At 71.8% G+C, this 23,243-nt stretch carries 17 protein-coding genes and 1 tRNA gene; 9 read left to right on the forward strand and 9 right to left on the reverse strand.

From position 1 onward, the window contains the following. Positions 1-240: 240 nt before the first annotated feature. The 3 genes from MYF83_RS04630 to MYF83_RS04640 are packed head-to-tail and all read right to left on the reverse strand — an operon-like array spanning position 241 to position 5,315. Positions 241-2,373: an acetate--CoA ligase family protein gene (locus tag MYF83_RS04630; protein WP_248958891.1), complete on the reverse strand. Its 2,133-nt coding sequence runs from the start codon at positions 2,371-2,373 to the stop codon at positions 241-243. Further along, the gene (gene frc / locus MYF83_RS04635) at positions 2,373-3,599 is read right to left on the reverse strand and encodes a formyl-CoA transferase (protein ID WP_248958892.1); all 1,227 of its coding nucleotides are present in this window, start codon (positions 3,597-3,599) and stop codon (positions 2,373-2,375) included. The genes MYF83_RS04630 and frc overlap by 1 nt, the downstream gene beginning before the upstream one ends. A gap of 12 nt (positions 3,600-3,611) precedes the next feature. Beyond that, the gene (locus MYF83_RS04640; RefSeq protein WP_248958893.1) at positions 3,612-5,315 is read right to left on the reverse strand and encodes a thiamine pyrophosphate-binding protein; all 1,704 of its coding nucleotides are present in this window, start codon (positions 5,313-5,315) and stop codon (positions 3,612-3,614) included. Positions 5,316-5,502: 187 nt separating this feature from the next. On the opposite strand from MYF83_RS04640, the gene MYF83_RS04645 reads away from it, so the two are divergent. From MYF83_RS04645 to fdhD, 5 genes are read left to right on the forward strand one after another with little or no spacing between them, the layout of a single operon-like run. Continuing rightward, positions 5,503-6,492 carry a 2-dehydropantoate 2-reductase gene (locus MYF83_RS04645; protein WP_248958894.1) on the forward strand — a complete coding sequence of 330 codons (990 nt, stop codon included), beginning with the start codon at positions 5,503-5,505 and terminating at the stop codon, positions 6,490-6,492. Between the two features lie 55 nt (positions 6,493-6,547). Then, entirely contained in the window at positions 6,548-8,536 is a 1,989-nt protein-coding gene (locus tag MYF83_RS04650) for a molybdopterin oxidoreductase family protein (RefSeq protein WP_248958895.1), read from the forward strand. A gap of 6 nt (positions 8,537-8,542) precedes the next feature. Continuing rightward, the gene (locus tag MYF83_RS04655; protein WP_248958896.1) at positions 8,543-10,645 is read left to right on the forward strand and encodes an NAD(P)H-dependent oxidoreductase subunit E; all 2,103 of its coding nucleotides are present in this window, start codon (positions 8,543-8,545) and stop codon (positions 10,643-10,645) included. Further along, on the forward strand, positions 10,642-11,610 hold the full coding sequence (locus tag MYF83_RS04660; RefSeq protein ID WP_248958897.1) for a 2Fe-2S iron-sulfur cluster-binding protein: 969 nt from the start codon (positions 10,642-10,644) through the stop codon (positions 11,608-11,610). Before MYF83_RS04655 ends, MYF83_RS04660 begins: the two co-directional genes overlap by 4 nt. Further along, positions 11,607-12,458 (forward strand): formate dehydrogenase accessory sulfurtransferase FdhD, encoded by an 852-nt coding sequence (gene fdhD / locus MYF83_RS04665; RefSeq protein WP_248958898.1) that lies wholly within the window; start codon positions 11,607-11,609, stop codon positions 12,456-12,458. Before MYF83_RS04660 ends, fdhD begins: the two co-directional genes overlap by 4 nt. Before the next feature lie 86 nt (positions 12,459-12,544). Here fdhD and MYF83_RS04670 read toward each other — a convergent pair whose 3' ends face one another. Beyond that, positions 12,545-13,840, reverse strand: coding sequence for a D-arabinono-1,4-lactone oxidase (locus MYF83_RS04670; RefSeq protein WP_248958899.1), 1,296 nt, complete (start codon positions 13,838-13,840; stop codon positions 12,545-12,547). 182 nt (positions 13,841-14,022) lie between these two features. Beyond that, positions 14,023-14,095 (reverse strand) — tRNA-Ala (locus MYF83_RS04675). A 298-nt stretch (positions 14,096-14,393) separates the two neighbouring features. On the opposite strand from MYF83_RS04675, the gene MYF83_RS04680 reads away from it, so the two are divergent. The 4 genes from MYF83_RS04680 (at position 14,394) to menC (ending at position 18,679) form a co-directional block, all read left to right on the forward strand. Further along, entirely contained in the window at positions 14,394-15,431 is a 1,038-nt protein-coding gene (locus MYF83_RS04680; protein WP_248958900.1) for a dipeptidase, read from the forward strand. Beyond that, positions 15,428-16,582, forward strand: coding sequence for a M20 family metallopeptidase (locus MYF83_RS04685; protein ID WP_248958901.1), 1,155 nt, complete (start codon positions 15,428-15,430; stop codon positions 16,580-16,582). The genes MYF83_RS04680 and MYF83_RS04685 overlap by 4 nt, the downstream gene beginning before the upstream one ends. Beyond that, positions 16,579-17,358 (forward strand): GNAT family N-acetyltransferase, encoded by a 780-nt coding sequence (locus MYF83_RS04690; protein WP_248958902.1) that lies wholly within the window; start codon positions 16,579-16,581, stop codon positions 17,356-17,358. Before MYF83_RS04685 ends, MYF83_RS04690 begins: the two co-directional genes overlap by 4 nt. Positions 17,359-17,578: 220 nt before the next feature. Next, positions 17,579-18,679: an o-succinylbenzoate synthase gene (gene menC, locus MYF83_RS04695; RefSeq protein ID WP_248958903.1), complete on the forward strand. Its 1,101-nt coding sequence runs from the start codon at positions 17,579-17,581 to the stop codon at positions 18,677-18,679. A gap of 287 nt (positions 18,680-18,966) precedes the next feature. Here the strand turns inward: menC and MYF83_RS04700 are convergent, their stop codons facing one another. From MYF83_RS04700 to rsfS, 4 genes are all read right to left on the reverse strand, one after another. After that, entirely contained in the window at positions 18,967-20,550 is a 1,584-nt protein-coding gene (locus MYF83_RS04700) for a PucR family transcriptional regulator (RefSeq protein WP_248958904.1), read from the reverse strand. A 30-nt stretch (positions 20,551-20,580) separates the two neighbouring features. Then, positions 20,581-21,906 carry a serine hydrolase gene (locus MYF83_RS04705; protein ID WP_248958905.1) on the reverse strand — a complete coding sequence of 442 codons (1,326 nt, stop codon included), beginning with the start codon at positions 21,904-21,906 and terminating at the stop codon, positions 20,581-20,583. Between the two features lie 245 nt (positions 21,907-22,151). Next, positions 22,152-22,808, reverse strand: a complete 657-nt coding sequence (locus MYF83_RS04710) for a histidine phosphatase family protein (protein WP_248958906.1) — start codon at positions 22,806-22,808, stop codon at positions 22,152-22,154. Continuing rightward, positions 22,801-23,208, reverse strand: a complete 408-nt coding sequence (gene rsfS, locus MYF83_RS04715) for a ribosome silencing factor (protein ID WP_248958907.1) — start codon at positions 23,206-23,208, stop codon at positions 22,801-22,803. The genes MYF83_RS04710 and rsfS overlap by 8 nt, the downstream gene beginning before the upstream one ends. Between the last annotated feature and the right edge of the window lie 35 nt (positions 23,209-23,243).

Genomic DNA, 23,243 nt, shown 5'->3' on the forward strand with positions numbered 1-23,243 from the left:
ACCAGTGCTCCTCTGTTCCCCCGTCGTCGTTCTCGGCCGGCGCGGCGTACCGCGCGCGGCATCGCTCCCCGGCCTTGTGGCCGGGTCGTGCTCAGGTGCGTGCCGGCATGCGGCCTCCTCTCCCGCCCCGCTGGGCGGAGCGGTCCGGACACGTTCCATCAGGGGCCGTCACGGCAGGGCGGGCCGGGCGGTGGACCGCCAGATGATCCACCGCCTGGAGCACGCCTCCGCCGCGCCCGCTCAGCCGAGCAGGCCGGCCGCCCTGGCCCAGCGGTATTTCGCCCCGAGGACCGCCACGGGCTTCTCGGTGGTGTAGGGGTAGGCGACGATGCCGTGGTCGAAGAGGTAGTCGCAGGCCTCCTCGACCTCGGTGTCACCGGCCAGCGACGCGACCACCGGCTTGACGTGGCCCTTCTCCCGCTCCTCGGCCACCACTTGGGCGATGAGCTCGGCGAAGACCATGGGCGGGGTCACGATGGTGTGCCAGTAGCCGAGGACCAGCGCGTGGATGCGCGGGTCGGAGAGGCCGAGCCGCACGGTGTTCGCGTACGTGCTCGGCGGCTCGCCGCCGGTGATGTCGATCGGGTTGCCCGCGGCCCCGAAAGGCGGGATGTAGGCGCGGAACGCCTCGTCCAGGTCCGGCGGGATGTCCATGAGGGAAAGCCCGTTGTCGACGCAGGCGTCGGAGAGCAGGACGCCCGAGCCGCCCGCCCCGGTGATGATGACGACGTTCTCCCCCTGCGGGGTGGGCAGGAGCGGGAGCGAGCGGGCGTACTCCAGCATGTCGTTCAGCCCGGGAGCCCGGACGACCCCGGCCTGGCGCAGGATGTCGTCGTACACCTTGTCGTCGCCGGCCAGCGCGCCGGTGTGCGAGCCCGCCGCCCGCGCGCCCATGGCGGTGCGCCCGGCCTTGAGCACGATCACCGGCTTATGGCGCGAGACCCGCCTCGCCGCCTCGACGAAGCCCCGCCCGTCCTTGAGGTCCTCCATGTGCATGGCCACGCAGCGGGTGTTGTCGTCCTGCTCGAAGAAGGTCAGCAGGTCGTCCTCGTCGATGTCGGCCTTGTTGCCGACGCCGACGATCGCCGACACGCCCATCTTGGTGGTGCGGCTGAAGCCCAGGATGGCCATGCCGATGCCGCCGCTCTGCGAGGTGAGCGCCACGCTCCCCTTCACGTCGTAGGGGGTGCAGAACGTGGCGCAGAGGTTCTCCGGCGTGTAGTAGTAGCCGTAGATGTTGGGGCCGAGCAGCCGCACGCCGTGCCGGCGGGCGATCTCGACGATCTCGGCCTGGCCCTCGTGGTTGCCCGTCTCCCCGAAGCCGGAAGGGATCATGATGGCGCCGCCGACACCCTTGGCTCCGGCCTCTTCCAGCGCGCCGGCCACGAACTTCGCCGGGATCGCGAACACCGCGACGTCCACCTCGTAGGGCACGTCGGCGACGCTCGGGTAGGCGGGCAGCCCCATGATCTCGGAGGCCTTCGGGTTGATCGGGAAGATCTGACCCTGGTAGCCGCCGTCGATGAGGTTGCGCATGACCGAGTTGCCGATCTTGCCGTTCTCCGCCGAGGCGCCGATCACGGCGACGGACCTGGGCTTGAAGATGCGGTTCATCGAGGCGAGGATCTCCTCGCGAGGTAAGCGCTCGACGGGCCGCACCGGCTCGGGGTCGAGCAGGATGCGCACGTCCGCCGCGGTCGCCCCGGACGCGCTCGCGAACACGGGGTTGAGGTCGACCTCGGAGATCTCGGGGAAGTCGGCGACGAGGGCGCCGACTCGTTCGATCATGGTGGCGAGCGCCTCCCGGTCGGCTCCCTCGCCGCCGCGCACGCCGCGCAGCACCTCCGCCGCCTTGATGTCGTCGAGCATGCCGAGCGCCTCGCCGTGGGTGAGCGGCGCCAGGCGGAACGTCACGTCCTTCAGCACCTCCACCAGCACGCCGCCGAGGCCGAAGGCGACCACCTTGCCGAACGTGGGGTCGGTGACCGCTCCGATGATCACCTCGTGCCCGCCGTCGAGCATCCGCTGCACCTGGACGCCGTCGATGGCCGCGTCGGGATCGTAGGCGCGGGCGGCCGCCGTGATGCGGTCGTACGCGGCGCGCACCTCCTCGGGAGTGCGCAGCCCGACGATGACGCCGCCGGCCTCCGTCTTGTGCAGGATGTCCGGCGAGACGATCTTCATGACCACCGGCAGCCCGATGTCGGCGGCGATCCGCGCGGCCTCCTCCGGTGAGGTGGCGAGGCCCTCGCCGGGTGTGGTGATGCCGTACGCCTCGCAGAGCCTCCTGCCCTCGGGCGCGGTCAGCGCCGTGCGGCCCTCGGCGCGGGCCTTCTCCAGGACCTCGCGGACCGTCTCTTCGCTTCCCGCCATCAGATCACTCCGTTCCGTCGCAGCTCCGCGACCGTGTCGGCCGAGAGGCCGATACCCGCGTAGATCTCCTCGTTGTGCTCGCCCAGCAGGGGCGGGGTGGTCACCGTGACCGGGGAGTCGGAGAGCTGGATGGGGCTGCCGACGGTCGCGAAGGTGCCTCGCTCGGGATGCTCTACCTCGACGATCACGCCCTGCTCCCTCAGCGTCTCGTCCTCGATGAGCTCCTTGGTCGACAGGATCGGCCCGCACGGGATGTCCTCGGCGTTGAGCGCGTCGAGCACCGTCCACTTGTCGTGCAGGCGGGTCCACTCCTCGATGAGCTGGAACATCTTGTCCAGCTTCGGCAGCCGGGCCTCCGGCGTCGCCCACTCGGGGTCGTCCGCCAGCTCGGGCCGGCCGATGATGCGGGCGATCGGCCGCCAGCCGGGTGGCTGGACGATCACGTAGATGTAGTCGTTGGGGCCGCCGGGGGCGCACTTCACCGCCCAGCCGGGCTGCCCGCCTCCCGAGGCGTTGCCCGACCGGGGCACCTCGTCGCCGAAGGCCTTGTTCGGATACTCGGCCAGCGACCCCTGCGCGAGCCGCTGCTGGTCGCGCAGCTTGACCCGGCACAGATTCAGCACGGCGTGCTGCATGGCGACCTGGACCCGCTGCCCCCTGCCGGTGGTGCCGCGCTGGTACAGGGCGGCCAGGATGCCCGCGACCGTGTGGATGCCCGTGCCTGAGTCGCCGATCTGCGCTCCGGTCGCGAGCGGCGGGCCGTCCTCGAAGCCGGTGGTGCTCATGGAGCCGCCCATCGCCTGCGCGACGACCTCGTAGGCCTTGAACCCGGCGTAACGCCCGGGCCCGAACCCCTTGATCGAGGCGTACACCAGGCGTGGGTTGATCTCCTGGAGGCGCTCCCAGGTGAAACCCATGCGGTCGACGGCGCCGGGGCCGAAGTTCTCCACCAGGACGTCGGCCTCGCGGACCAGCTCGGTGAAGATCTCCTTGCCGCGGTCGCTCTTCATGTTGAGAGTGATGCTCTTTTTGTTGCAGTTGAGCATCGTGAAGTAAAGGCTGTCCACGTCCGGGACGTCGCGTAGCTGCTTGCGGGTGATGTCGCCGGAGGGCGACTCCAGCTTGACGACGTCGGCGCCGAGCCAGCCGAGGATCTGGGTGCAGGACGGTCCGGACTGCACGTGGGTCATGTCGAGGACGCGGACACCTTCGAGTGCTCTGCTCATCGCGGGGTTCCCCTACTTGTACATCGTCTGGTTCATGGTCCCGGGGGCGTACACGTCCGGGTCGATCCATACGTTGATCAGCGCGGGCTTGCCGGACTCGCGGGCCCGCTCCAGCGCCGGCCGGATGCCGGCCGGGTCGCGGACCTCCTCGCCGTGGCCGCCCAGCATCCGGGCGAACTCGTCGTACCGGACGTCGCCGAGGGTGTTGCCGACCCTGCCCCTGGCCTCGCCGTACTTGGCGGCCTGGCCATAGCGGATCTGGTTCATGGAGGAGTTGTTGCCGATGATCCCGATGAAGGGCAGGTCGAAGCGGACCATGGTCTCGAAGTCCCAGCCGGTGAGGCTGAACGCGCCGTCGCCGAAGAGGCAGACCACGTCCTTGTCGCGCTGGGCGTGCTTGGCGGCCATCGCGAAGGCCACGCCGACGCCGAGCGTGCCGAGCGGCCCGGGATCCATCCAGTGGCCGGGCGACTTGGGCTGCACGACCTGGCCGGAGAAGGTGACGATGTCGCCGCCGTCGCCGATGTAGATGGTGTCCTCGGTGAGGAACTCGTTGATCTCGTGGACGAGCCGGTAGGGGTCGATGGGCCGGGCGTCCGACAGCTGCCGGGGCAGGCGCTTCTGGTACGCCTTGGTCTCGACCTCGCGCAGCTCCTCCATCCACCTCTTGCGCCGGGCGCTGCCGTTGTCCTCCCGGCCGGTCGCGGCGGCGGCCGCGGCGGAGAGCACCAGCCCGGCGTCGCCGACGATGCCGAGGTCGATGTCGCGGTTCTTGCCCACCGTGCGGTAGTCGAGGTCGATCTGCACCACGGTCGCCTCGGGCGAGAGCCGCTTGCCGTACCCCATGCGGAAGTCGAACGGCGTGCCGACGATGATGATCAGGTCGGCGTTGGAGAAGGCGTACCGGCGGGAGAGCTGGTAGTGGTGGGGGTCGCCGGGCGGCAGCGTGCCGCGCCCCGAGCCGTTCATGTACGCCGGCACGTTGAGCGCGCGGACGAAGTCGATGGCGTCGGCGGTGGCCCTGCACGTCCACACCTGGCTGCCCAGCAGGACGCACGGCTTCTCGGAGTGGGCGATGAGGTCGCCGAGGCGCTCGATGGCCGCGGGGTCGCCGGCCTGGCGGGTGGAGGCACGGTAGCGCCCGGCCTGCGGGATGCGCGCCTTGTCCAGCGGAATTGAGGCGTCCAGGACGTCACGCGGGATCTCCAGGAACGACGGCCCGGGCGCGCCGTGGTAGCACTCGCGGAACGCCATGGACACCAGGTCGGCCACCCGTTCGGTGGAGGGCACGGTGGCCGCGAACTTGGTGATCGGCGTCATCATGTCGACGTGCGGCAGGTCTTGCAGTGAGCCCATCTTGTGCTGGCTCAGCGCCCCCTGGCCGCCGATGAGCAGCATGGGGCTCTCGGCCCTGAAGGCGTTGGCGACGCCGGTCACCGCGTCGGTGGTGCCCGGCCCGGCCGTCACGACCGCGCACCCCGGCTTGCCGGTGACCCGCGCGTAGCCGTCGGCCGCGTGCGCCGCCACCTGCTCGTGGCGTACGTCTATCACCTCGATGCCCTCGTCGACGCAGCCGTCGTAGATGTCGATGATGTGGCCGCCACAGAGCGTGAAGATCACATCGACGCCCTCCGCCTTCAGGGCCTTGGCCACGAGATGGCCGCCCGAGATGCGCTCGGGGGCGGGTTCGGCGGGCGGGGTCGCTGGTTCGGGCATCAGAGGCCGTCCTCTCAAAGTGCATACTGCATACCGTATGAAGCCAATCGTTAACCCGGTGGTCGCACCTTGTCCAGACCCTTTCGGTGACGGCCGCTCTCTTTTGGCCGGCGGACACGGATCCTTGACCCTCGGATTTCCATACTGTATACCGAATACAATCGTCGACGCGAGGACGGAGCTGTTCGTGAAGATCGCTGTTCTTGGCGCCGGCGCCATCGGTGCGTATGTGGGCGCCGCCCTGTGCAGGGCGGGCGTCGAGGTGCATCTCATCGCCCGCGGCGAGCACCTCGCCGCCATGCGCCGGTCCGGTGTGCGCGTGCTGAGCCCCCGGGGTGACTTCACCGGTCATCCCCACGCCACCGACGACCCCCATGAGGTCGGCCCGGTGGACCATGTGTTCCTCGGCCTGAAGGCCAACGCCTACGCGGCCGCCGGGCCGATGATCCTGCCCCTGCTGCACGAGACGACCTCCATCGTGGCCGCCCAGAACGGCATCCCCTGGTGGTACTTCCACCGGCTGCCCGGGCCCTACGAGGGCTACCGCATCCAGAGCGTCGACCCCGGCGGGAGCGTCACGGCCGCCCTGCCGCTGGAGCGCGCGATCGGATGCGTCGTGTACGCCGCCACCGAGATCGAGGCGCCCGGAGTCGTCCGCCACCTGGAGGGCACGCGCTTCTCGATCGGCGAGCCCGACGGCTCGACGTCGGGCCGCTGCACGGCCTTCAGCGCGGCCATGATCGAGGGCGGCCTCAAATGCCCGGTCGAGCCCGACCTGCGGCACGACATCTGGGTCAAGCTCATGGGCAACATCGCGTTCAACCCCATCAGCGCGCTCGCCCGGGCGACGATGGCCGGCATCTGCCGCCACCGCCGCGCCCGCGAGCTCGTCGTCGCGATGATGCGCGAGACCGTCGATGTCGCCCAGCGGGTCGGCTGCGACCCCCGGATCTCCATCGAGCGCCGCATCGCCGGAGCCGAGCGGGCCGGCGAGCACAAGACCTCCACCCTCCAGGATCTGGAGAAGGGCAAACCCCTTGAGCTGGACGTGCTCCTGGCGGCGGTGGTCGAGCTGGCCGACCTCACCGGCGCGCAGGTCCCCACGCTTCGGTCGATCCACGCCGTGACCGACCTGCTCGACGAGCAGGTGCGCCGCGGCCTTGTCCCTACGCTGTAGAACCACATACGGTAAATCGCATACAGTATTCCCCGCCCGCTCGGAGGACACGGACGTGAAGAAGAAGCGAGCCGAGCACTACGACCGGCTGACCCATCCCCTCGTACGTGAGGACGGAGTCCTGCGGCGGGCCACCTGGGAGGAGGCACTCCAGCGCGCCGCCGAGGGTTTCCGCCGCAACATCGCCCGCCACGGCCCCGACGCGTTCGCCATGCTGTCGTGCGCCCGCTCGACCAACGAGATGAACTACGTGGCGCAGAAGTTCACCCGCGTCGTCGCCGGCACCAACAACGTCGACTCCTGCAACCGCACCTGCCACGCGCCGAGCGTCGCCGGGCTGTCCGCCGCCTTCGGCAGCGGCGGCGGCACCTCCTCCTACCAGGAGATCGAGGACACCGACGTCATCATCATGTGGGGGTCCGCGGCGCGCAACGCCCACCCGATCTTCTTCCACCACGTGCTCAAAGGCATCCGCAAGGGCGCCCGCATGTTCGCCGTCGACCCCCGCAGGACCGGGACGGCCCAATGGGCCGACCGATGGCTCGGGCTCAACGTCGGCACCGACATCCCGCTCGCCCACGCGGTCGCACGCGAGATCATCCACGCCGGTCTGCACAACACGGCCTTCATCGAGCGGGCCACCGAGGGGTTCGAGGAGTTCGCCGCCTCGGTGGAGCCGTGGACCCTCGCCGCCGCCGAGCAGGTTACCGGCGTGCCCGCGCACGCGATCCGGGAGCTCGCCCACACCTACGCCCGCGCCGACCGCGCCCAGCTCTGCTGGACGCTCGGCATCACCGAGCATCACAACGCCACCGACAACGTGCGCGCGCTGATCAACCTCTCCCTGCTCACCGGGCACGTCGGCCGGTACGGCTCCGGCCTGTCGCCGCTGCGCGGGCAGAACAACGTCCAGGGCGGCGGCGACATGGGCGCCATCCCCAACCGGCTGCCCGGGTTCCAGGACATCCTCGATCCGGGGATCCGCGCCAGGTTCGAGCAAGAGTGGCAGGCCCCGATCCAGCCCGGCTACGGCCTGACGCTCACCGGCATGCTGGAGGCCATGGCCGAGGGCAAGGTCACCACCTGCTACCTCATCGGCGAGAACCCCGTGCAGTCCGAGGCCGACTCGCTGAGCTGCGTCAAGCGCCTGAGCATGCTCGACCACCTCGTCGTCCAGGACATCTTCCTCACCAAGACCGCCCAGATGGCCGACGTCGTACTGCCGGCCGCCGCGGCCTGGTGCGAGAGCGAGGGCACCTTCACCAACAGCGAGCGCCGGGTGCAGCGCGTGCGCAAGGCCGTGTCACCGCCGGGCGAGGCCCGCGACGACATTTGGATCCTGTGCGAGCTGGCCCGCCGCCTCGGCCACGACTGGCACTACGAGAGCTCCGAGCAGGTGTGGGACGAGATCCGCAGGATGTCGCCCGCGCACGCCGGCATGAGCTACCAGCGCCTGGCCGACCTGCAGGGCATCCAGTGGCCGTGCCCCTCGGAGGACTCCGTCGAGCCGCCCTTCCTTCACGGGCGGCTGTGGGAGACCGACCCGGCACGCAGGGGCGCTCCCGCGCCGTTCGCCGTCCTGCGGCACTCGCCCCCCGTGGACCTGCTCGACGAGGAGTACCCCCTGCGTCTCACCACCGGCCGCACGCTCGACTCCTACAACACCGGCGTCCAGTCGTCCGGCTTCGCCTCCCCGCTGCGCGCCGGCGAGCGCGTCCAGCTCTCCCCCGAGGACGCCTCGCGGCTCGGCCTCACCCTCGGCGAGGAGGTCCGGATCAGCTCGCGGCGCGGGTCGGTCGTCGCCCCGGTCCACATCGACCCGGGGCTGCGTCCCGGCCTGGTCTTCATGACCATGCACTTCCCCGACGAGGTCGACACCAACGCCCTGACCATCGAGGCCACCTGCCCCATCGCCGGCACGGCCGAGTTCAAGGCCGCCGCCGTCCGCGTCGACAAGCTCACCGGCGACGGCGGGGCGGCCCTTTCCCATAGCGGCCAGGTCGCCGCCGGCGCAGGCGAGTTCCTCGCCGCGAAGGCCAGGTGAGGCGCGGTGGACCTCCGGTTCCGCGACGCCGAGCCCACCGATGACGAGCGCGCCGCCGTCGACGCCGTCCTCGGGCCGCCGCCCTCCTCCTGGCACGGCGGCCTGCGCACCGAGGACGACCTGCACTTCGCCGCGGGAGGACGCGAGGCGCGCGATCAGCGCAACCTGCTCCTGCCGGCTCTGCACGCCGTGAACGACCGCGTCGGATGGATCAGCGAGGGCGCGCTCGACTACATCTGCCGCCGCCTCACCGTCCCGCCCGCCGAGGCCTACGGGGTGGCGAGCTTCTACTCGCTGCTGTCTCTCAAGCCGCGCCCCGCCCGCGTGCTGCACGTCTGCACCGACCTGGCGTGCCAGGCCCGCGGGGCGCAGGAGGTGCGGCGGCACGTCCAGGAACGGCTCGGCCCGCCCGGCACGTCCTGGACACCGAGCCCGTGCCTTGGCCTGTGCGAGCGGGCCCCCGCCGCCCTGGCCCTGGAAGCCGGCGAGACCCCGAAGTCCACCGTGTACGCGCCTGCCCTCCCGGACGGCGGCCCCGCCAGCGGCACCCGGGCCGGCGGCCGGGCGGCCGGCGGAGCCAATGCCGGCGACACCGACAGCGCCGCCGGCCAGGCGAACGTCCAGCTCCACGATCCGCAGACCGAGCGGCCCGACGGTCCTGCGACCGGCGGCGCCCGCGGCCCGGGGGGCGATGGCGGTCAGGGGGCGCGCATCCTGCTCGGGCGGGAGGAACCCTCCGCCGCCTCCGCCGTGCCGCAGGCGGGTGACCCGTCCCTGGTGCTGCTGCGCCGGGTCGGCGCGGTCGACCCGGCCAGCCTGGACGACTACCGGGCGGCCGGAGGGTACGCCGCGCTCCGCCGGGCCTTCGAGCTCGGCCCGCTCGGGGTCGTCCAGGAGGTCACCGAGTCAGGGCTCGTCGGCCGCGGCGGCGCGGCGTTCCCCGCCGGGCGCAAGTGGGCCGCCGTGGCGAGCCGGCCCGCCCGTCCGCACTACCTGGTCTGCAACGCAGACGAGAGCGAGCCCGGCACCTTCAAAGACCGGGTGCTCATGGAGGGCGACCCGTACGCCCTCGTCGAGGCCATGACCATCGCCGGGTACGCCACCGGCTGCGCCAAGGGCTACCTGTACATCCGCGCGGAGTACCCCCGGGCCACCGCCCGGATGCGGCACGCGATCGCCACGGCCCACGCCCGCGGCCTGCTGGGCGAGGACATCCTCGGCCAGGGGTTCGCCTTCGACATCGAGATCCGCAGGGGCGCCGGCGCGTACATCTGTGGCGAGGAGACGGCGATCTTCAACTCGATCGAGGGCTACCGCGGCGAGCCGCGCAGCAAGCCGCCGTTCCCGGTCGACAGGGGGCTCTTCGGCATGCCCACCGTGGTCAACAACGTCGAGACGCTGGCCAACGTGCTCCCCATCCTCCTGAACGGCGCCGCCGCCTACGCCCGCACGGGCACCGAGGGCTCCACCGGCACCAAGCTGTTCTGCGTCTCCGGCGGCGTGGCCAGGCCCGGGGTCTACGAGTTGCCGTTCGGCGCGACGCTGCGCGAACTGCTCGCCCTCGCGGGAGGGCCGCCCGCCGACCTGCGGGCCGTGCTGCTGGGCGGGGCCGCGGGCGCGTTCGTCCGACCCGACGAGCTGGACATCCCGCTCACCTTCGAGGGCACCCGGGCGGCGGGGGCGACCCTGGGCTCCGGCGTGGTGCTGGTCCTGGACGGCAGCGTCGACCTGGCCGGCATCCTCGTGCGCATCGCCGAGTTCTTCCGCGACGAGTCCTGCGGGCAGTGCGTGCCCTGCCGCGTGGGCACCGTGCGGCAGGAGGAGGCCCTGCACCGCCTCAGCCGCGCCCCGAAGGCCGAGGACCTCACGCTGCTCCGCGAGGTCGGCCAGGCCATGCGCGACGCGTCCATCTGCGGGCTCGGCCAGACGGCCTGGAACGCGGTCGAGTCCGCCATCGACCGCCTCGGCGCCTTCCCGCTCCCCTCAGCCCCCCTCACCGCCTCCGTCGGCGCCGGTTCGGCGGCCTCGCCCGCGCCGTCCCTGGTCCGCGCCGCTTCTCCGGCTGCCCCGGTCGCCCTGCCCGTCCCCTCTCCCCCGGAGGCGTCATGACCGTCCCGCTGCCCCCGCCCCGGCGGCTCGTCGAGCTGACCGTGGACGGCGCCCCTGTACGGGTGCCGGAGGGGTCCACGATCCTGGACGCCTGCGGCGGAGCCGGCCAGGACATCCCCACCCTCTGCTACGGCGACACGCTGACCCCGAAGAACGCCTGCCGGGTGTGCATGGTGGAGGTGGAGGGCTCGCGCACCCTCGTCCCGGCGTGCTCCCGTAAGGCGGAGGCCGGCATGGTCGTCGGCACCTCCACCGAGCGGGCCCGGCACAGCCGTAAGGTCGTCCTCGAGCTTCTCGGCTCCTCGGTCGACCTGTCGACCACGCCCCGCGCGGCCGAATGGCTCGCCGAGTACGGCGCCCGGCCCGGCCGCTTCGGCGAGGACGCCGCGAAGGTCGAGCAGCCTGTGAAGGTCGACAACGACCTCTACGTGCGCGACTACGACAAGTGCATCCTGTGCTACAAGTGCGTCGACGCCTGCGGCGAGCAGTGGCAGAACAGCTTCGCCATCACGGTCGCGGGGCGAGGCTTCGACGCCACGATCTCCACCGAGTTCGACGCCCCGCTCACCGACTCGGCCTGCGTCTACTGCGGCAACTGCGTCGAGGTCTGCCCGACCGGCGCCCTGTCGTTCAAGAGCGAGTTCGACATGCGCCAGGCGGGCACCTGGGAGGAGTCACGGCAGACCCAGACGACCACCATCTGCAGCTACTGCGGGGTGGGCTGCAACCTGACCCTGCACGTCCAGGACGACCAGATCGTCAAGGTCACCTCGCCACACGACAACCCCGTGACCCACGGCAACCTCTGCATCAAGGGCCGCTTCGGCTACCAGCACGTCCAGAACCTCCCCTCCCCCGGCACCTCCGGCACGCCCCGCGCCACGTCGGCCGGCGACATCACCTCTCCCGGCACCGCCCCGCCCCGCGCCGACGCCACCGAGGTCGCGACGGGAGGCAGGACGTGAGCCGGGTGACCGTACGGCGCCCCATCCTCCGGCTGCGGGACACGGCGCTGACGCGCAGGGTCGACATGCTGGCGGCCGAGGAGCCGCTGGAGATCCGGCTGGACGGCAAGCCGCTGACGGTAACGATGCGCACCCCTGGGGACGACTTCGACCTGGCCGCCGGCTTCCTGGTCAGCGAGGGCGCCATCGGCTCGCCCGGCGAGATCCGCTCGATCCGCTACTGCGCGGGCGCCACCGTGGACGGCGGCAACACCTACAACGTGCTCGACGTGCGGCTCGGCCCCGGAGCCGTGGCCCTGACCACCTCGCTGGAGCGCAACTTCTACACCACCTCCTCCTGCGGGGTCTGCGGCAAGGCGTCGCTGGAGGCGGTCCGCACGGTCGCCCGCTGGCCGGTGGAGGACGACCCCGTCCGGCTGACGGCCGGGGTCATCGCGGCGCTGCCTGATCGGCTGCGCGCCGCCCAGCGGGTGTTCGACCGCACCGGCGGCCTGCACGCCGCCGGGCTGTTCACCCCCGACGGGGAGCCGCTGTGCGTGCGGGAGGACGTCGGCCGCCACAACGCCGTGGACAAACTGCTCGGCTGGGCTCTGCGCGACGGCAGGCTGCCCCTTCGGTCCACGGTGCTCATGGTCTCGGGGCGTGCCTCGTTCGAGCTGGTCCAGAAGGCCGTCATGGCGGGCGTTCCCGCCCTCGCCGCCGTCTCGGCCCCCTCGTCCCTCGCGGTCGAACTGGCGGCGGAGTCCGGGCTGACCCTCATCGGCTTCCTGCGCGGCGACTCCATGAACGTCTACACCGGCGAGAACCGCATCGCCTTCCCATCACCCGTCCTTGGGCGCCGCCCTTGAACCACTACCGCTGCCGCACCGGCGGGCCGGAGACGGGGAAGTCACGCGTAGCGCCCTGCGAAACGGGCGCGTAGTGCGGCCAAGGGTCAGTTCTCTTGGAGAATGTGCTGGGTGATGAAGTCGTTGGTGAACTTGCCTTCGGGGTCGTAGTGCCGGGCGAGGGTGCGGAAGTCGGCGAGCCGTTCGTACCGCGCGGCCAGCACCTTGGGCGGGACGGTGAAGAGCTTGCCCCAGTGCGGGCGGGCCTCGAACGGCGCCAGCCGCTCCTCGATGAGGCCGAGCACGGGGAGCACCGTGTCAGGGTCCTTGACCCAGGTGAAGTGGAACGCCACGGTGTCGCGCCCGTACGCGGGGCTGAGCCACAGCCGGTCCGCCGCGATCGTCCGGATCTCCGAGATCTGCAGGATGGGGGCGATGTGGTCGCGCAGGCCCTCCAGCGCGTGCAGCGCGGCCACGGCGTGCCGGCGGGGCACCATGTACTCCGACTGCAGCTCCTCCCCGCTGCTCGGGGTGAAGTCGGGCCGGAAGTGCGGGAGGCGCTCGAACCACGGGCCCGGGACGCCCATCTGCTCGGTGCAGTTGACGGTCGGCATGCCGGGCACGGGATGCCTGGGGCCGTCCGCCGGCATCGCCCCGAAGAGGCCTTCGGCCGGCGAAGAACCCGTACCTCCGGTTTCGGGTGAGCCGGTGGCCTCGTCGAGGCGTTCCTTGACCCAGACCTGGTTGATGCGGGAGGTCCGCCAGTCGGTGAACATGCTGACGCTGTACGCGCGGGAGACGACGTCCTCGAAGTGATCGTCCAGGACTTCGACGGGCAGCCCTTCGTAGACGTACTGCCGTACGTCGAACGCGGGCACGATGTCGAGCGTGAGGCCGACGACGGCGCCGAGGGCGCCGAGCCCCACGACGGCCCCGTGGAACGGGTCATCGTCCCGGTCGCGGTCGAGCACCACCACCTCGCCGTCGGCGGTGACCATCTCTATGGCCGACACGGCGGTGGCGAGGCTCCCGTTGGCGTCACCGGAGCCGTGGGTGGACGTGGCACAGGAGCCGGCCACGGAGATGTGCGGCAGGGACGCCATGTTGCGCACCGCGTAGCCCTTGTCGTGCAGCCGGCGGCCCAGTTCGGCGTACCGCACGCTTCCGGAGACCCGGACGGTGGACGCGGCGACGTCGATCTCCACGGCCTGCGGCAGGCCGTCCAGCGAGACCAGGGCTCCGGGCGAGTCGGCGATGCGGTTGAAGGAGTGCCCGCTGCCGAGGATGTGCGCTTTGGCGCTGCGCGCGATGAGGCTCCGCAGCTCGTCGAGTGATGCGGGCAGATCGACGTGTTCCGCCTGGAACGCGACGTTCCCCGCCCAATTAGTCAGCCTCTGCGTCAACTGCGGCTTCCCTCTACTCTTGCCCGGCAACTGCGCCCTCTGGACACTGACTGTAGACGTAAGGATTCGCGAAGGATTCGCCGCGCGCCCCCTGCCCTTGGCCCAGGCGGGCATCGCAGCGGCCGGATCCGCCCGAACGGCAAAAGGCCACCTCCGATCACCGGAAGTGGCCCTTTCACCTGTGGAGCTATGGGGATTCGAACCCCAGACCTCCTCCATGCCATGGAGGCGCGCTACCAGCTGCGCCATAGCCCCTGGTCACCGCTCGGGGTGTTCCCCTCGCGGCGCTCGGAGAGCATATAGCGACACCCTCCCGTTGACCTAATCGATATCTTCCGGCCGCCCGGAGTTCCGGCGACCGGCACGGGCCGTCCTCGGCCACACCGGGCCGGGACCTCCGGCGCCGCCTCGGCCTGAACCACCGCCGGCGACCCCGCAGGGAAGCGATCTTGGACGAACGCACGAACAAGCCGCCGCTATTAGTGCGACCGGACGAATCCCCCGCCCTCGACCTGTCATACGGTCGCGGTAACCATGGATCGGAGGGTGACACTTGTCCGTTGAGCTCCACCACGGCGCCGTCGTCGCGGATACGCACAACGACCTACTCATGGCGGTCGCCGAGCGCCCGCCGCAGCGGTGGGCGTCGTTCTTCCGCGAACGGTGGCTGCCCCAGCTTCGGGAGGGCGGGGTGGACCTGCAGGTTCTGCCCGTCTTCATCGACGATCGGTACCGGCCGGAGGGCGCGCTCCGGCAGACGCTCCGCATGATCGAATGCGCGCACGTCCTCGCCGAGGGCAACGCCGACGCGGTGCGGCTCTGCCTCGACGGCGCGCAGGTCGACCAGACCCTCGCGGAGGGCAGGATCGCCCTGGTCCTCGCCATGGAGAGCATGCCCGGCCTGGACGCCTCCGTCGAACTGCTGCCCATCCTGCACCGGCTGGGCGTACGGGTCGCCTCGATCGCCCACTGGGGCCGCACGCCGCTGGCGGACGGCAGCGGCGAGGACGCCACCGGCGGCCGGCTCACCGAGGCCGGGGTGGCGGCGGTACGGGAGATGGAACGGCTCGGCATGATCTTCGATGTCTCCCACCTGGGCGCCCGCGGGGTCGAGCATGTGCTGGAACTCGCGACCCGTCCGGTGATGGCGACCCACTCCTCGGCGCGCGCCCTGCGCGACCACCACCGCAACCTCACCGACGACCAGATCCGCGGCGTCGCCGCGACCGGCGGCGTGGTGTGCGTCAACTTCTTCCCGGCCTTCCTGTCGGAGGACCCGGTCGACTACACCGTGGACCGGCTGGTGGAGCACATCGCCCACATCGCGGACGTCGGCGGGATGGACCATGTCGGCCTCGGCCCGGACTTCGTCCGCGAAGTCCTGCACGACGTCACTCCCCCGTGCTGCGAGGACCTCGGTTACGGCGAGATCGACCCCATGGCCGTCCTGCCCGGCCTCGACGGCCCGCGCGGCCTCCCTTTGGTCACCGAGGCCCTGATCAAGCACGATTTCGCCGAGGACGACCTCCTGAAGATCCTCGGCGGCAACGTGCGGCGGCTGTTCCGCGCCGAGCTGGGGCGGCCCCGGTGATCCTCGACACCATGCTCGCCGACCTGGAAGAACTCGTCGTCAGCGAGTCGTTCTCCGCCGACCACCAGGCGGTGGCCCGCAGCGCCCGGGTGGTCGCCGACCAGGGGCGCAGAATGCTCGGCAGCCCTCCCGAGACGCTCGTGATCGACGGGGTGACCCACCTGCGGTGGAGCTTCGGCACGCCCAAGGTGCTGCTGGTCGGCCACCACGACACGGTCTGGCCGATCGGCTCCCTGCGGACCCGTCCCTGGTCCGTCGCCGACGGGATCGCCCGGGGGCCGGGGGTGTTCGACATGAAGGCCGGGCTGGTCCAGATGTTCCACGCTCTGGCCACCCTGCCGTCGCCGGACGGCGTGTGCGTGCTGGTCACCGGGGACGAGGAGCTCGGGTCACCGACCTCGCGCGCGCTGGTCGAGGAGTCGGCACGCGGCTGCGCGGCGGCGTTCGTGCTGGAGGCCAGCGCGGACGGCGGCGCGCTCAAGACCGAACGCAAGGGCATCTCGGTGTACGAGCTCCTGGTGCACGGCCGCGCCGCGCACGCGGGGCTCGACCCCGGCAAGGGCGCGAACGCCTCGATCGAGCTCGCCCACCAGATCCTCGCCGTCACCGCGATCGCCGGCCAGGTGAACGGCAGCCGAGCGGACGCCGGCCAGGTGAACGGAAGCCGAGCCGACGCCGGCCCGGCGGATTCCCTCGGGCCGGCCACCATCACGCCGACGGTGCTGTCCGCCGGGACCACGGTCAACACCGTGCCCGCGCTGGCCCGCCTGTCCGTGGACGTCCGGGTGCCGACCCTCGCCGCACAGAAGCGCGTGGACGAGCTGATGAGGGCCCTGTCGCCCCGGATCACCGGTACCCGGCTGGAGGTCCGGGGAGGCCCGAACCGCCCGCCCCTGGAGCCCGCCTCGTCGGCCGGGCTGTTCGCCCTCGCCCAGCGGATCGCCGCCGATCTCGGGCTCGCCCCCCTCTCCCCGGCCGCCGTCGGAGGCGCCTCCGACGGCAACTTCACCGCCGGCGCCGGATGTCCCACGCTTGACGGGCTCGGCGCGGTGGGCGGCGGCGCCCATGCCGACGGCGAGCACGTGGTCGTGGCCGAGATGCCCGGCCGGGCGGCACTGCTGGCGGGCCTGATCCGGGCGGTGCGCGGATGAGTGACGTGGTCTTGCGCGAACTCCACTCCGTGGCGGAGTTCGAGGACGTCTTCCGGCTGTTCGACGGCATCTGGCACCCCGAGCCGGGCGGCGCGCCGGTCACGGTGGAGATGATGCGGGCGCTGTCGCACGCGGGCAACTACGTGGCCGGGGCGTACGAGTGCGACCGGCTGGTCGGGGCGTCGGTCGGCTTCCTCGCGGCCCCGGCGGGGCGGGCGCTGCACTCGCACGTCACCGGCGCCTTGGCGGGTCGCGGGATCGGCTTCGCCCTGAAGCTGCACCAGCGCGCGTGGGCGCTGGCCCGCGGCCTGGAGGTGATCACCTGGACCTACGACCCGCTGGTGCGGCGCAACGCGCACTTCAACCTGGTCAAGCTCGGGGCCCGCCCGGAGGAGTACCTGCCGTCCTTCTACGGCGCCATGGAAGACGCGATCAACTCCGGGGACGAGTCGGACCGGCTGCTCGCCGTCTGGCGGCTGTCGGAACCCCGCGTGCTCTCCGCGGTCCGGCGCGAGCCGTGCCGGACGGAGATCCCTCCGGACGCGGTGGTCGGGCTCGGCGACCGGGACGGCAGGCCCGTGACGGGACGGACCGACGCCGCGACGGTGCTCGTGGCCGTACCCGAGGACATCGAGGCCCTGCGCGCCAAGGATCCGGCGGCGGCCAGGGACTGGCGGCTGGCCATGCGGGACGTGCTCGGCGATCTCCTGGGCAAGGGCGCCCGGGTCACCGGCTTCCACGACAGATCCTGCTACATCGTGGAGCGGACCCCTTGATCCCACCGGCGGGCCGAGCCCGCCCCCCGGCGTCCGGCACGCCCCGTACGACCACCCTGTACAGCCACCTGTACGACCACCCGTACGGCCACCGGAGCGTGCGCCGGGACGGCGGCGCCCCCGGACGACCCCTCGTGGCGCCAGCCGCGCCGCATCCTGCACCACGTCGCCTGACCGGCGCCGGCATCGAAGGGAGAAGCGGCCGAGGCCGCACATCACCATGAAGATCACTGGAATCGAGCTGCGGCGGATCGCGATGCCGCTGGTCGCGCCGTTCCGTACCTCCTTCGGCACCGAGACGCGGCGCGACGTGCTGCTGCTGCGCGTGGTCACGCCGGATGCCGAGGGCTGGGGCGAGTGCGTGGCCATGTCGGGCCCGCTCTACTCCGCCGAGTACGTCGACGGCGCCGCCGACGTGCTGCGCCGCTTCCTGATCCCGGCGCTCCCTCCGAGCGCCGACGCCTACGCCGTCGGCCGCGCCCTGCGGCCGTTCAAGGGCCACCGCATGGCCAAGGCGGCGCTGGAGGCGGCCGTGCTGGACGCCCGGCTGCGCGCCGCCGACCAGTCGCTCGCCTCCTTCCTGGGCGCCGCGGCCGACCGCGTCCCGGCGGGGGTGTCGGTCGGCATCATGAACTCGATCCCTGAACTGCTCGACGCCGTCGCCGGTTATCTGGAGGAGGGGTACATCCGGATCAAGCTCAAGATCGAGCCCGGCTGGGACCTGGAGCCGGTCCGCGCCGTACGCGAGCGCTTCGGCCCCGACGTGCCGCTCCAGGTGGACGCCAACGCCGCGTACACGCTCACCGACGCGCCCCACCTGGCCAGGCTGGACGAGTTCGGGCTGCTGCTCATCGAGCAGCCGCTGGCCGACGACGACATGGTCCAGCACGCCCGGCTGGCCCGCCGGATCACCACCCCGATCTGCCTGGACGAGTCCATCGAGTCGGCCGAGCACGCCGCCGCGGCCATCTCCCTGGGCGCCTGCTCGGTGATCAACATCAAGCCCGGACGTGTCGGCGGCTACCTGGAGGCGCGGCGCATCCATGATCTGTGCCGCGCCCACGGCGTCGCCGTCTGGTGCGGCGGCATGCTGGAGACGGGCATCGGCCGCGCCGCGAACGTCGCCCTGGCCGCTCTGCCCGGTTTCACCCTGCCCGGCGACACCTCCGGCTCCCGGCGCTACTACGCGACCGACCTCACGGCGCCCTTCGAGCTGCGGGACGGACACCTGACCGTGCCCACCGGCCCAGGCATCGGCGTCGACCCGCTCCCCGAAATCCTGGACGAGGTCACCACCTCGACCGAATGGATCACCCTCTAGCGCCGGCCCCACCGGTTTCTCACCGCGCGACGGCGCCGCCGCCCCCTTCCCACTGCCGCGGTGCCCGATGCAGAACCACCACGCTGACCGGGGGCAGGGGGCTCTCGGCCGTCCAGCGCGGAGGTGATCTCGTCGGCGACCGGAGGCTCGCCAGCTGAGGGCACCGAGCACGGCCGCCGCTCCTGTGGATTTCATCGGGACTCCAGGAAGGGGGGTGATGCCCCACATTCGCCGTTTCCCGGCGGTGCTTCTTCGTTCCCTGCCACGAAAGCCCGCGACGCCTCGTGCTACCGGCCGAAGATCCGCATCTGGAGCATCACGGACAGCCGCGCGTCGGGATCGGCGAGGTCCAGGCCGCTGATCTCGGTGAGCCGCTTCAGGCGGTAGCGGAAGGTGTTGGCGTGCACGTGCACCTTGGCCGAGGCGGCGTTGACGTCGCCGAACGCGTCCAGGTAGGCCCGCAGGGTGGCCACCAGCTCGCTGCCGTGCTCGGCGTCGTGGGCGATGAGCCGCTCGTAGGGCCCGGTGGGGACCTGCTCCTCGGCCTTCACCAGGTCGGACAGTTGCAGCAGCAGCGCCTCGAAGTGCACGCCGGTGTAGCAGGCGACCGCGCCGGAGGTCTCACGGGCGCGCAGCACCCGCAGCGCCCGGTCGGCGTCGGCCCGCGATCTGGACACCTCCGTCAGGCTGACCGCCAGGCGGCCCACGCCGATGTTGGCCGCGTGCCGGGGGCCGACCCGGGCGAGGAAGCTCTCGGCGACCCGTACGGCCCGCGCCTCCTCCTCTCCGCCGGCGTGCAGGGGCAGCACGGCGTAGGCCACCGAGCCGACCAGGGCGGCGGCGGCCCTTGGATGGATGGCGCCGACGTGCACGGCGAGGGCGTCGCAGAACCGCTGCCTGTCGCTCTCCAGGCGCGCGGCGTCGGCGTGGGACCCGTCGATGAGCTGGGCGGCGAGCACGCACAGCCGCTCGCTGGCCACGCCGAGCCGCCCGGCCGCCTCGGCCGCGTCCTTGCCGCCCGCCAGCACCGTCGACAGCAGGTCGGCGCGCAGCCGCCTGCTGGTGTCCGCCACGGCGCGCTCCCTGAGCAGCTGCAGCGCGACGATCTTCGCGGCCTCGGCGAGGGCCCGCTGACGCTGCTCGCTCAGCGGCTCCCGCACGGCGGCCCAGATGGAGCCGAGGATCTCGTCCCCGGACCGGACGGCCACCGCCGCCCGGTTGATGCTGTCGTCGTCCAGCTCCATGTAGATCGGCTCGCGGCTCTGGTAGAGCTCACGGAGGAACCCCCGCTCCACCAGCATCCGCCGGTACCGTTCCGGGACCTGGCGGCCGAGCACGGTCGCCACCCTGCCCGCGTCGGCCTCGTCCTGCCGCTCGGAGTAGGCGAGCACCCGCGACGAGCGGTCCTCGATGGTGACCGGCGCGTCCAGCAGGGCGCACACGGCGTTGGCCAGCGAGAACAGGCCGTCCGGCGGGGCTTCGCCCGGTTCGGCGAGGTCGCCCTCCGCCAGCAGGGACCGCAGCAGCGCGGCGACCTGCGCCCAGGAGGCGGCGCGGGTGAGGCCCAGCACCGCCACCCCGGTCTCCCGGACCTTCGCGCGGACGGCGTCGTCGACGTCCACCGGCTGCTTGACGACGACGCCCGCCGCGGGCCCGGCCGCGTCGAGCAGGGCGCAGACGCGCTCGGCGGACTGCACCCCGACGGCGAGCACGAGGCTCCCCTCCGCGAGCAGCAGCTCGTCGAGGGGGTCGTAGATGTGCACCCCGGTGACCTCGGCGTCCAGCTCACCGGGTGAGGCGGCCACGTCCAGGACCGTGCTGCCCAGATCTTCCAGGATCCGCCGCAGGCTGGCACGTGGCCGGGCAATCATCCCCTCACGATAATCGATGCCGAGTTCCCCTCAGGCGACCTTGGGCGTGGCCCGCACGCCGAGGTGGATGTACGGCGTACCGTCCGCGAGCTGGTAGAAGACGGCCGAGAACCAGTTGGGCTGCCCTTCCGGACGGCCCACGAAGGTGGTGTCGTCCACCGGGACGAGCTCGAACTCAAGGGGTGGCTGCGCCTCTGCCAGCGCTCCGGTGGCCTCGCCGTACAACGAGAGCCGGCCGTCACGGACCGTGAGCGTGAACCGCATGCCGGCCCGCTCGTACACACCGGCGTATCGCTCGACGTCGGTCTCGAACGGCTCGGCCGGCGGTCCCAGCTTGGGCGGCACGGCGAGGCCCAGCAGTTCGCCGAAGAGCTCGGTGGCCAGGGCGTGCTGGAAGGCGGAGGCATAACCGCCGTTGGCCAGCACGCACACCACCGTTCCGGCGTCGGGGACCGCCCACAGCATGGCCGCCTGGCCGATGGTGTTGCCCCCGTGGGAGATGATCCGGCGGCCCTGCCACTCGTCCAGGATCCAGCCGATCCCCCACTGCTTTCCGAGGGTGTGGGGGTTCGGGATGTCCACCTGCGGCTCCCACATCGCCCGCGGGTCGGCGAGCAGCCCGGTGCCCAGGTGGGCGCGGGCGAAGGCGACGACGTCGGCGGCACGCGCGCAGACCAGCCCGGCCGGCCCGCAGGAGCGCATCAGCCCCCACGCGGGGGCGGGCCGCCCCTCCAGGTGCCCTATGGCGGCGCGGAAGCGCAGCGCGTCCTCAGGCAGCGTCCAGGTGTGGGTGAGGCCGAGCGGCTCGATGATCTGCTCGCGCAGCGCCGCGTCCCACACCTTGCCGGTGAGGCGTTCGACGACGCGCCCGGCGATGATGAAACCGGAGTTGCAGTACGACTGGGTGGCGCCCAGCGGATGGTTCTGCGCGAGGTCCGCGCAGGCCGCGACGTACTTCTCGACGCAGTCGTCGCCCCGGCCGGTGTCCAGGAACAGGTCCCCGTCGATGCCTGAGGTGTGCGAGAGCAGGTGCCTGATCGTGACGGTCTTGGTCACCTCCGGGTCGGCGACCTGGAACTCGGGCAGGACGTCGGCGACCGGGGTGTCGAGCGTCAGCTCGCCCCGCTCGACGAGAAGCATGATCTGGGTCGCGGTCCACACCTTGGTGACCGAGCCGATCTGGAAGAGCGAGTCGGTGGTCACCTCCACACCGGTGGCCACGTTGAGCACGCCCGCGGCGAACTCGTGTACCTCTCCTTCGTGGAGGAAGGCCAGGCTCGCGCCGGGGATTTCGTACTCGGCGATCAGCTCGCCGAGGCGGGCGTGCCATCGAGCGGGATCCACTGCTCCAGCCACTGGAGGATCCTTTCGTTGCGACCAGCCAGATCTCGGACCGTTTCGCGTCGGATTCCCGGTTCACGGCGCTGCCGTCGGGCGTAGCCGGGGGGCGCCCGGCACCGCGAGACGGTAGAGATCGCTGGGGGAAAGGCGAGGCATGTCCGAACGCTAGGCTTCCGTTCCCCTCCGGTTCTTCGGCCTCCACGACGAACCGGACCCCCATCGGTTGTGCCACCGTCCAACCGCCCCGCCCTTCGGGGTGTCTAGACGGCCGCGGGGGCGGAATCGGGCCGGTCGTCGCTGTTCACCGGTTCTGGGAGCGTTCCCGCATTGTGCTCCAGGAGGCGCCAGCCCTTGCGGCCCTCCTGCAGGACCGACCAGGAGCAGTTGCCGAGCCCGCCGAGGGCCGGCCACAGCTCCTCGGGTAGGCCGAGCATGCGGGCCAGGCCGAGCCGGATGGCGGCCCCATGGGAGGCCACCACCATGAGCCCTCCGTCTTCGAGCCTGGTCACCCAGCGCCGGGTGGCGGCGGCCACGCGGTCGGCGACGTCGGTCACCGCCTCGCCTCCGGGCGCCTCCCATTCGGCGTACTGGACCGGCCAGCCCGCGGCGATCTCGGCCCGGGTCAGCCCCTCCCACTCGCCGCCGCCGCGCTCGCGCAGGTCCTTGTCGACCAGGACGTCGAGCCCGGCGATCGCGCCGAGGGCGGCGGCCGTGTCCTGGGCGCGCCGCAGGTGCGAGGAGACGATCAGCGATGGCCGCAGGGACGCGAGCAGCGAGGCCGCCCGCTCGGCCTGGGCGATGCCCGTCTCGTCGAGCGGGATGTCGGTGTGCCCCTGGAACCGCTGCTCGACGTTCCACAGCGTCTGGCCGTGGCGCCAGAAGACGACGCGACGGCCGCCGCGCTTCCCCTCACTCACCTGCCGTCCCGCGGGCCCGTTGAGCTCGGACCTGCGTGACGCTGTCCGGGAGCCCGATGATCGGGCAGTCCTTCCACAGGCGCTCCAGGGCGTAGAAGGTGCGGTCCTCCTCGTGCTGGACGTGGACCACGATGTCCAGGAAGTCGAGGAGCACCCAGCGGCCCTCGCGTTCGCCCTCACGGCGGACCGGCTTGGCGTGGGCCTCGATGCGCAGCCGCTCCTCGATCTCGTCGACGATGGCGCGGACCTGGCGGTCGTTGGAGGCGGAGCAGAGCAGGAAGGCGTCGGTGATGACGAGCTGCTCGCTCACGTCGTAGGCGATGATGTCATCCGCCAGCTTCTCGGCCGCGGCCTCGGCGGCGAGCCGGACGAGCTGTTGGGATCTCTCGGATGCTGTCACGATGTGGGTTGTTCCTCCTGTGAAGGGTACGAGGT

This window comes from Sphaerisporangium perillae, assembly GCF_023276435.1.
Taxonomy (GTDB): domain Bacteria; phylum Actinomycetota; class Actinomycetes; order Streptosporangiales; family Streptosporangiaceae; genus Sphaerisporangium; species Sphaerisporangium perillae.

Coding starts and splice junctions, on each gene's coding strand:
- MYF83_RS04660 (WP_248958897.1), top strand. CDS start 10,642: ATGACCGTCCCGCTGCCCCCGCCCCGGCGGCTCGTCGAGCTGACCGTG.
- menC (WP_248958903.1), top strand. CDS start 17,579: ATGAAGATCACTGGAATCGAGCTGCGGCGGATCGCGATGCCGCTGGTC.
- frc (WP_248958892.1), bottom strand. CDS start 3,599: ATGAGCAGAGCACTCGAAGGTGTCCGCGTCCTCGACATGACCCACGTG.
- MYF83_RS04640 (WP_248958893.1), bottom strand. CDS start 5,315: ATGCCCGAACCAGCGACCCCGCCCGCCGAACCCGCCCCCGAGCGCATC.
- MYF83_RS04630 (WP_248958891.1), bottom strand. CDS start 2,373: ATGGCGGGAAGCGAAGAGACGGTCCGCGAGGTCCTGGAGAAGGCCCGC.
- MYF83_RS04700 (WP_248958904.1), bottom strand. CDS start 20,550: ATGATTGCCCGGCCACGTGCCAGCCTGCGGCGGATCCTGGAAGATCTG.
- MYF83_RS04690 (WP_248958902.1), top strand. CDS start 16,579: ATGAGTGACGTGGTCTTGCGCGAACTCCACTCCGTGGCGGAGTTCGAG.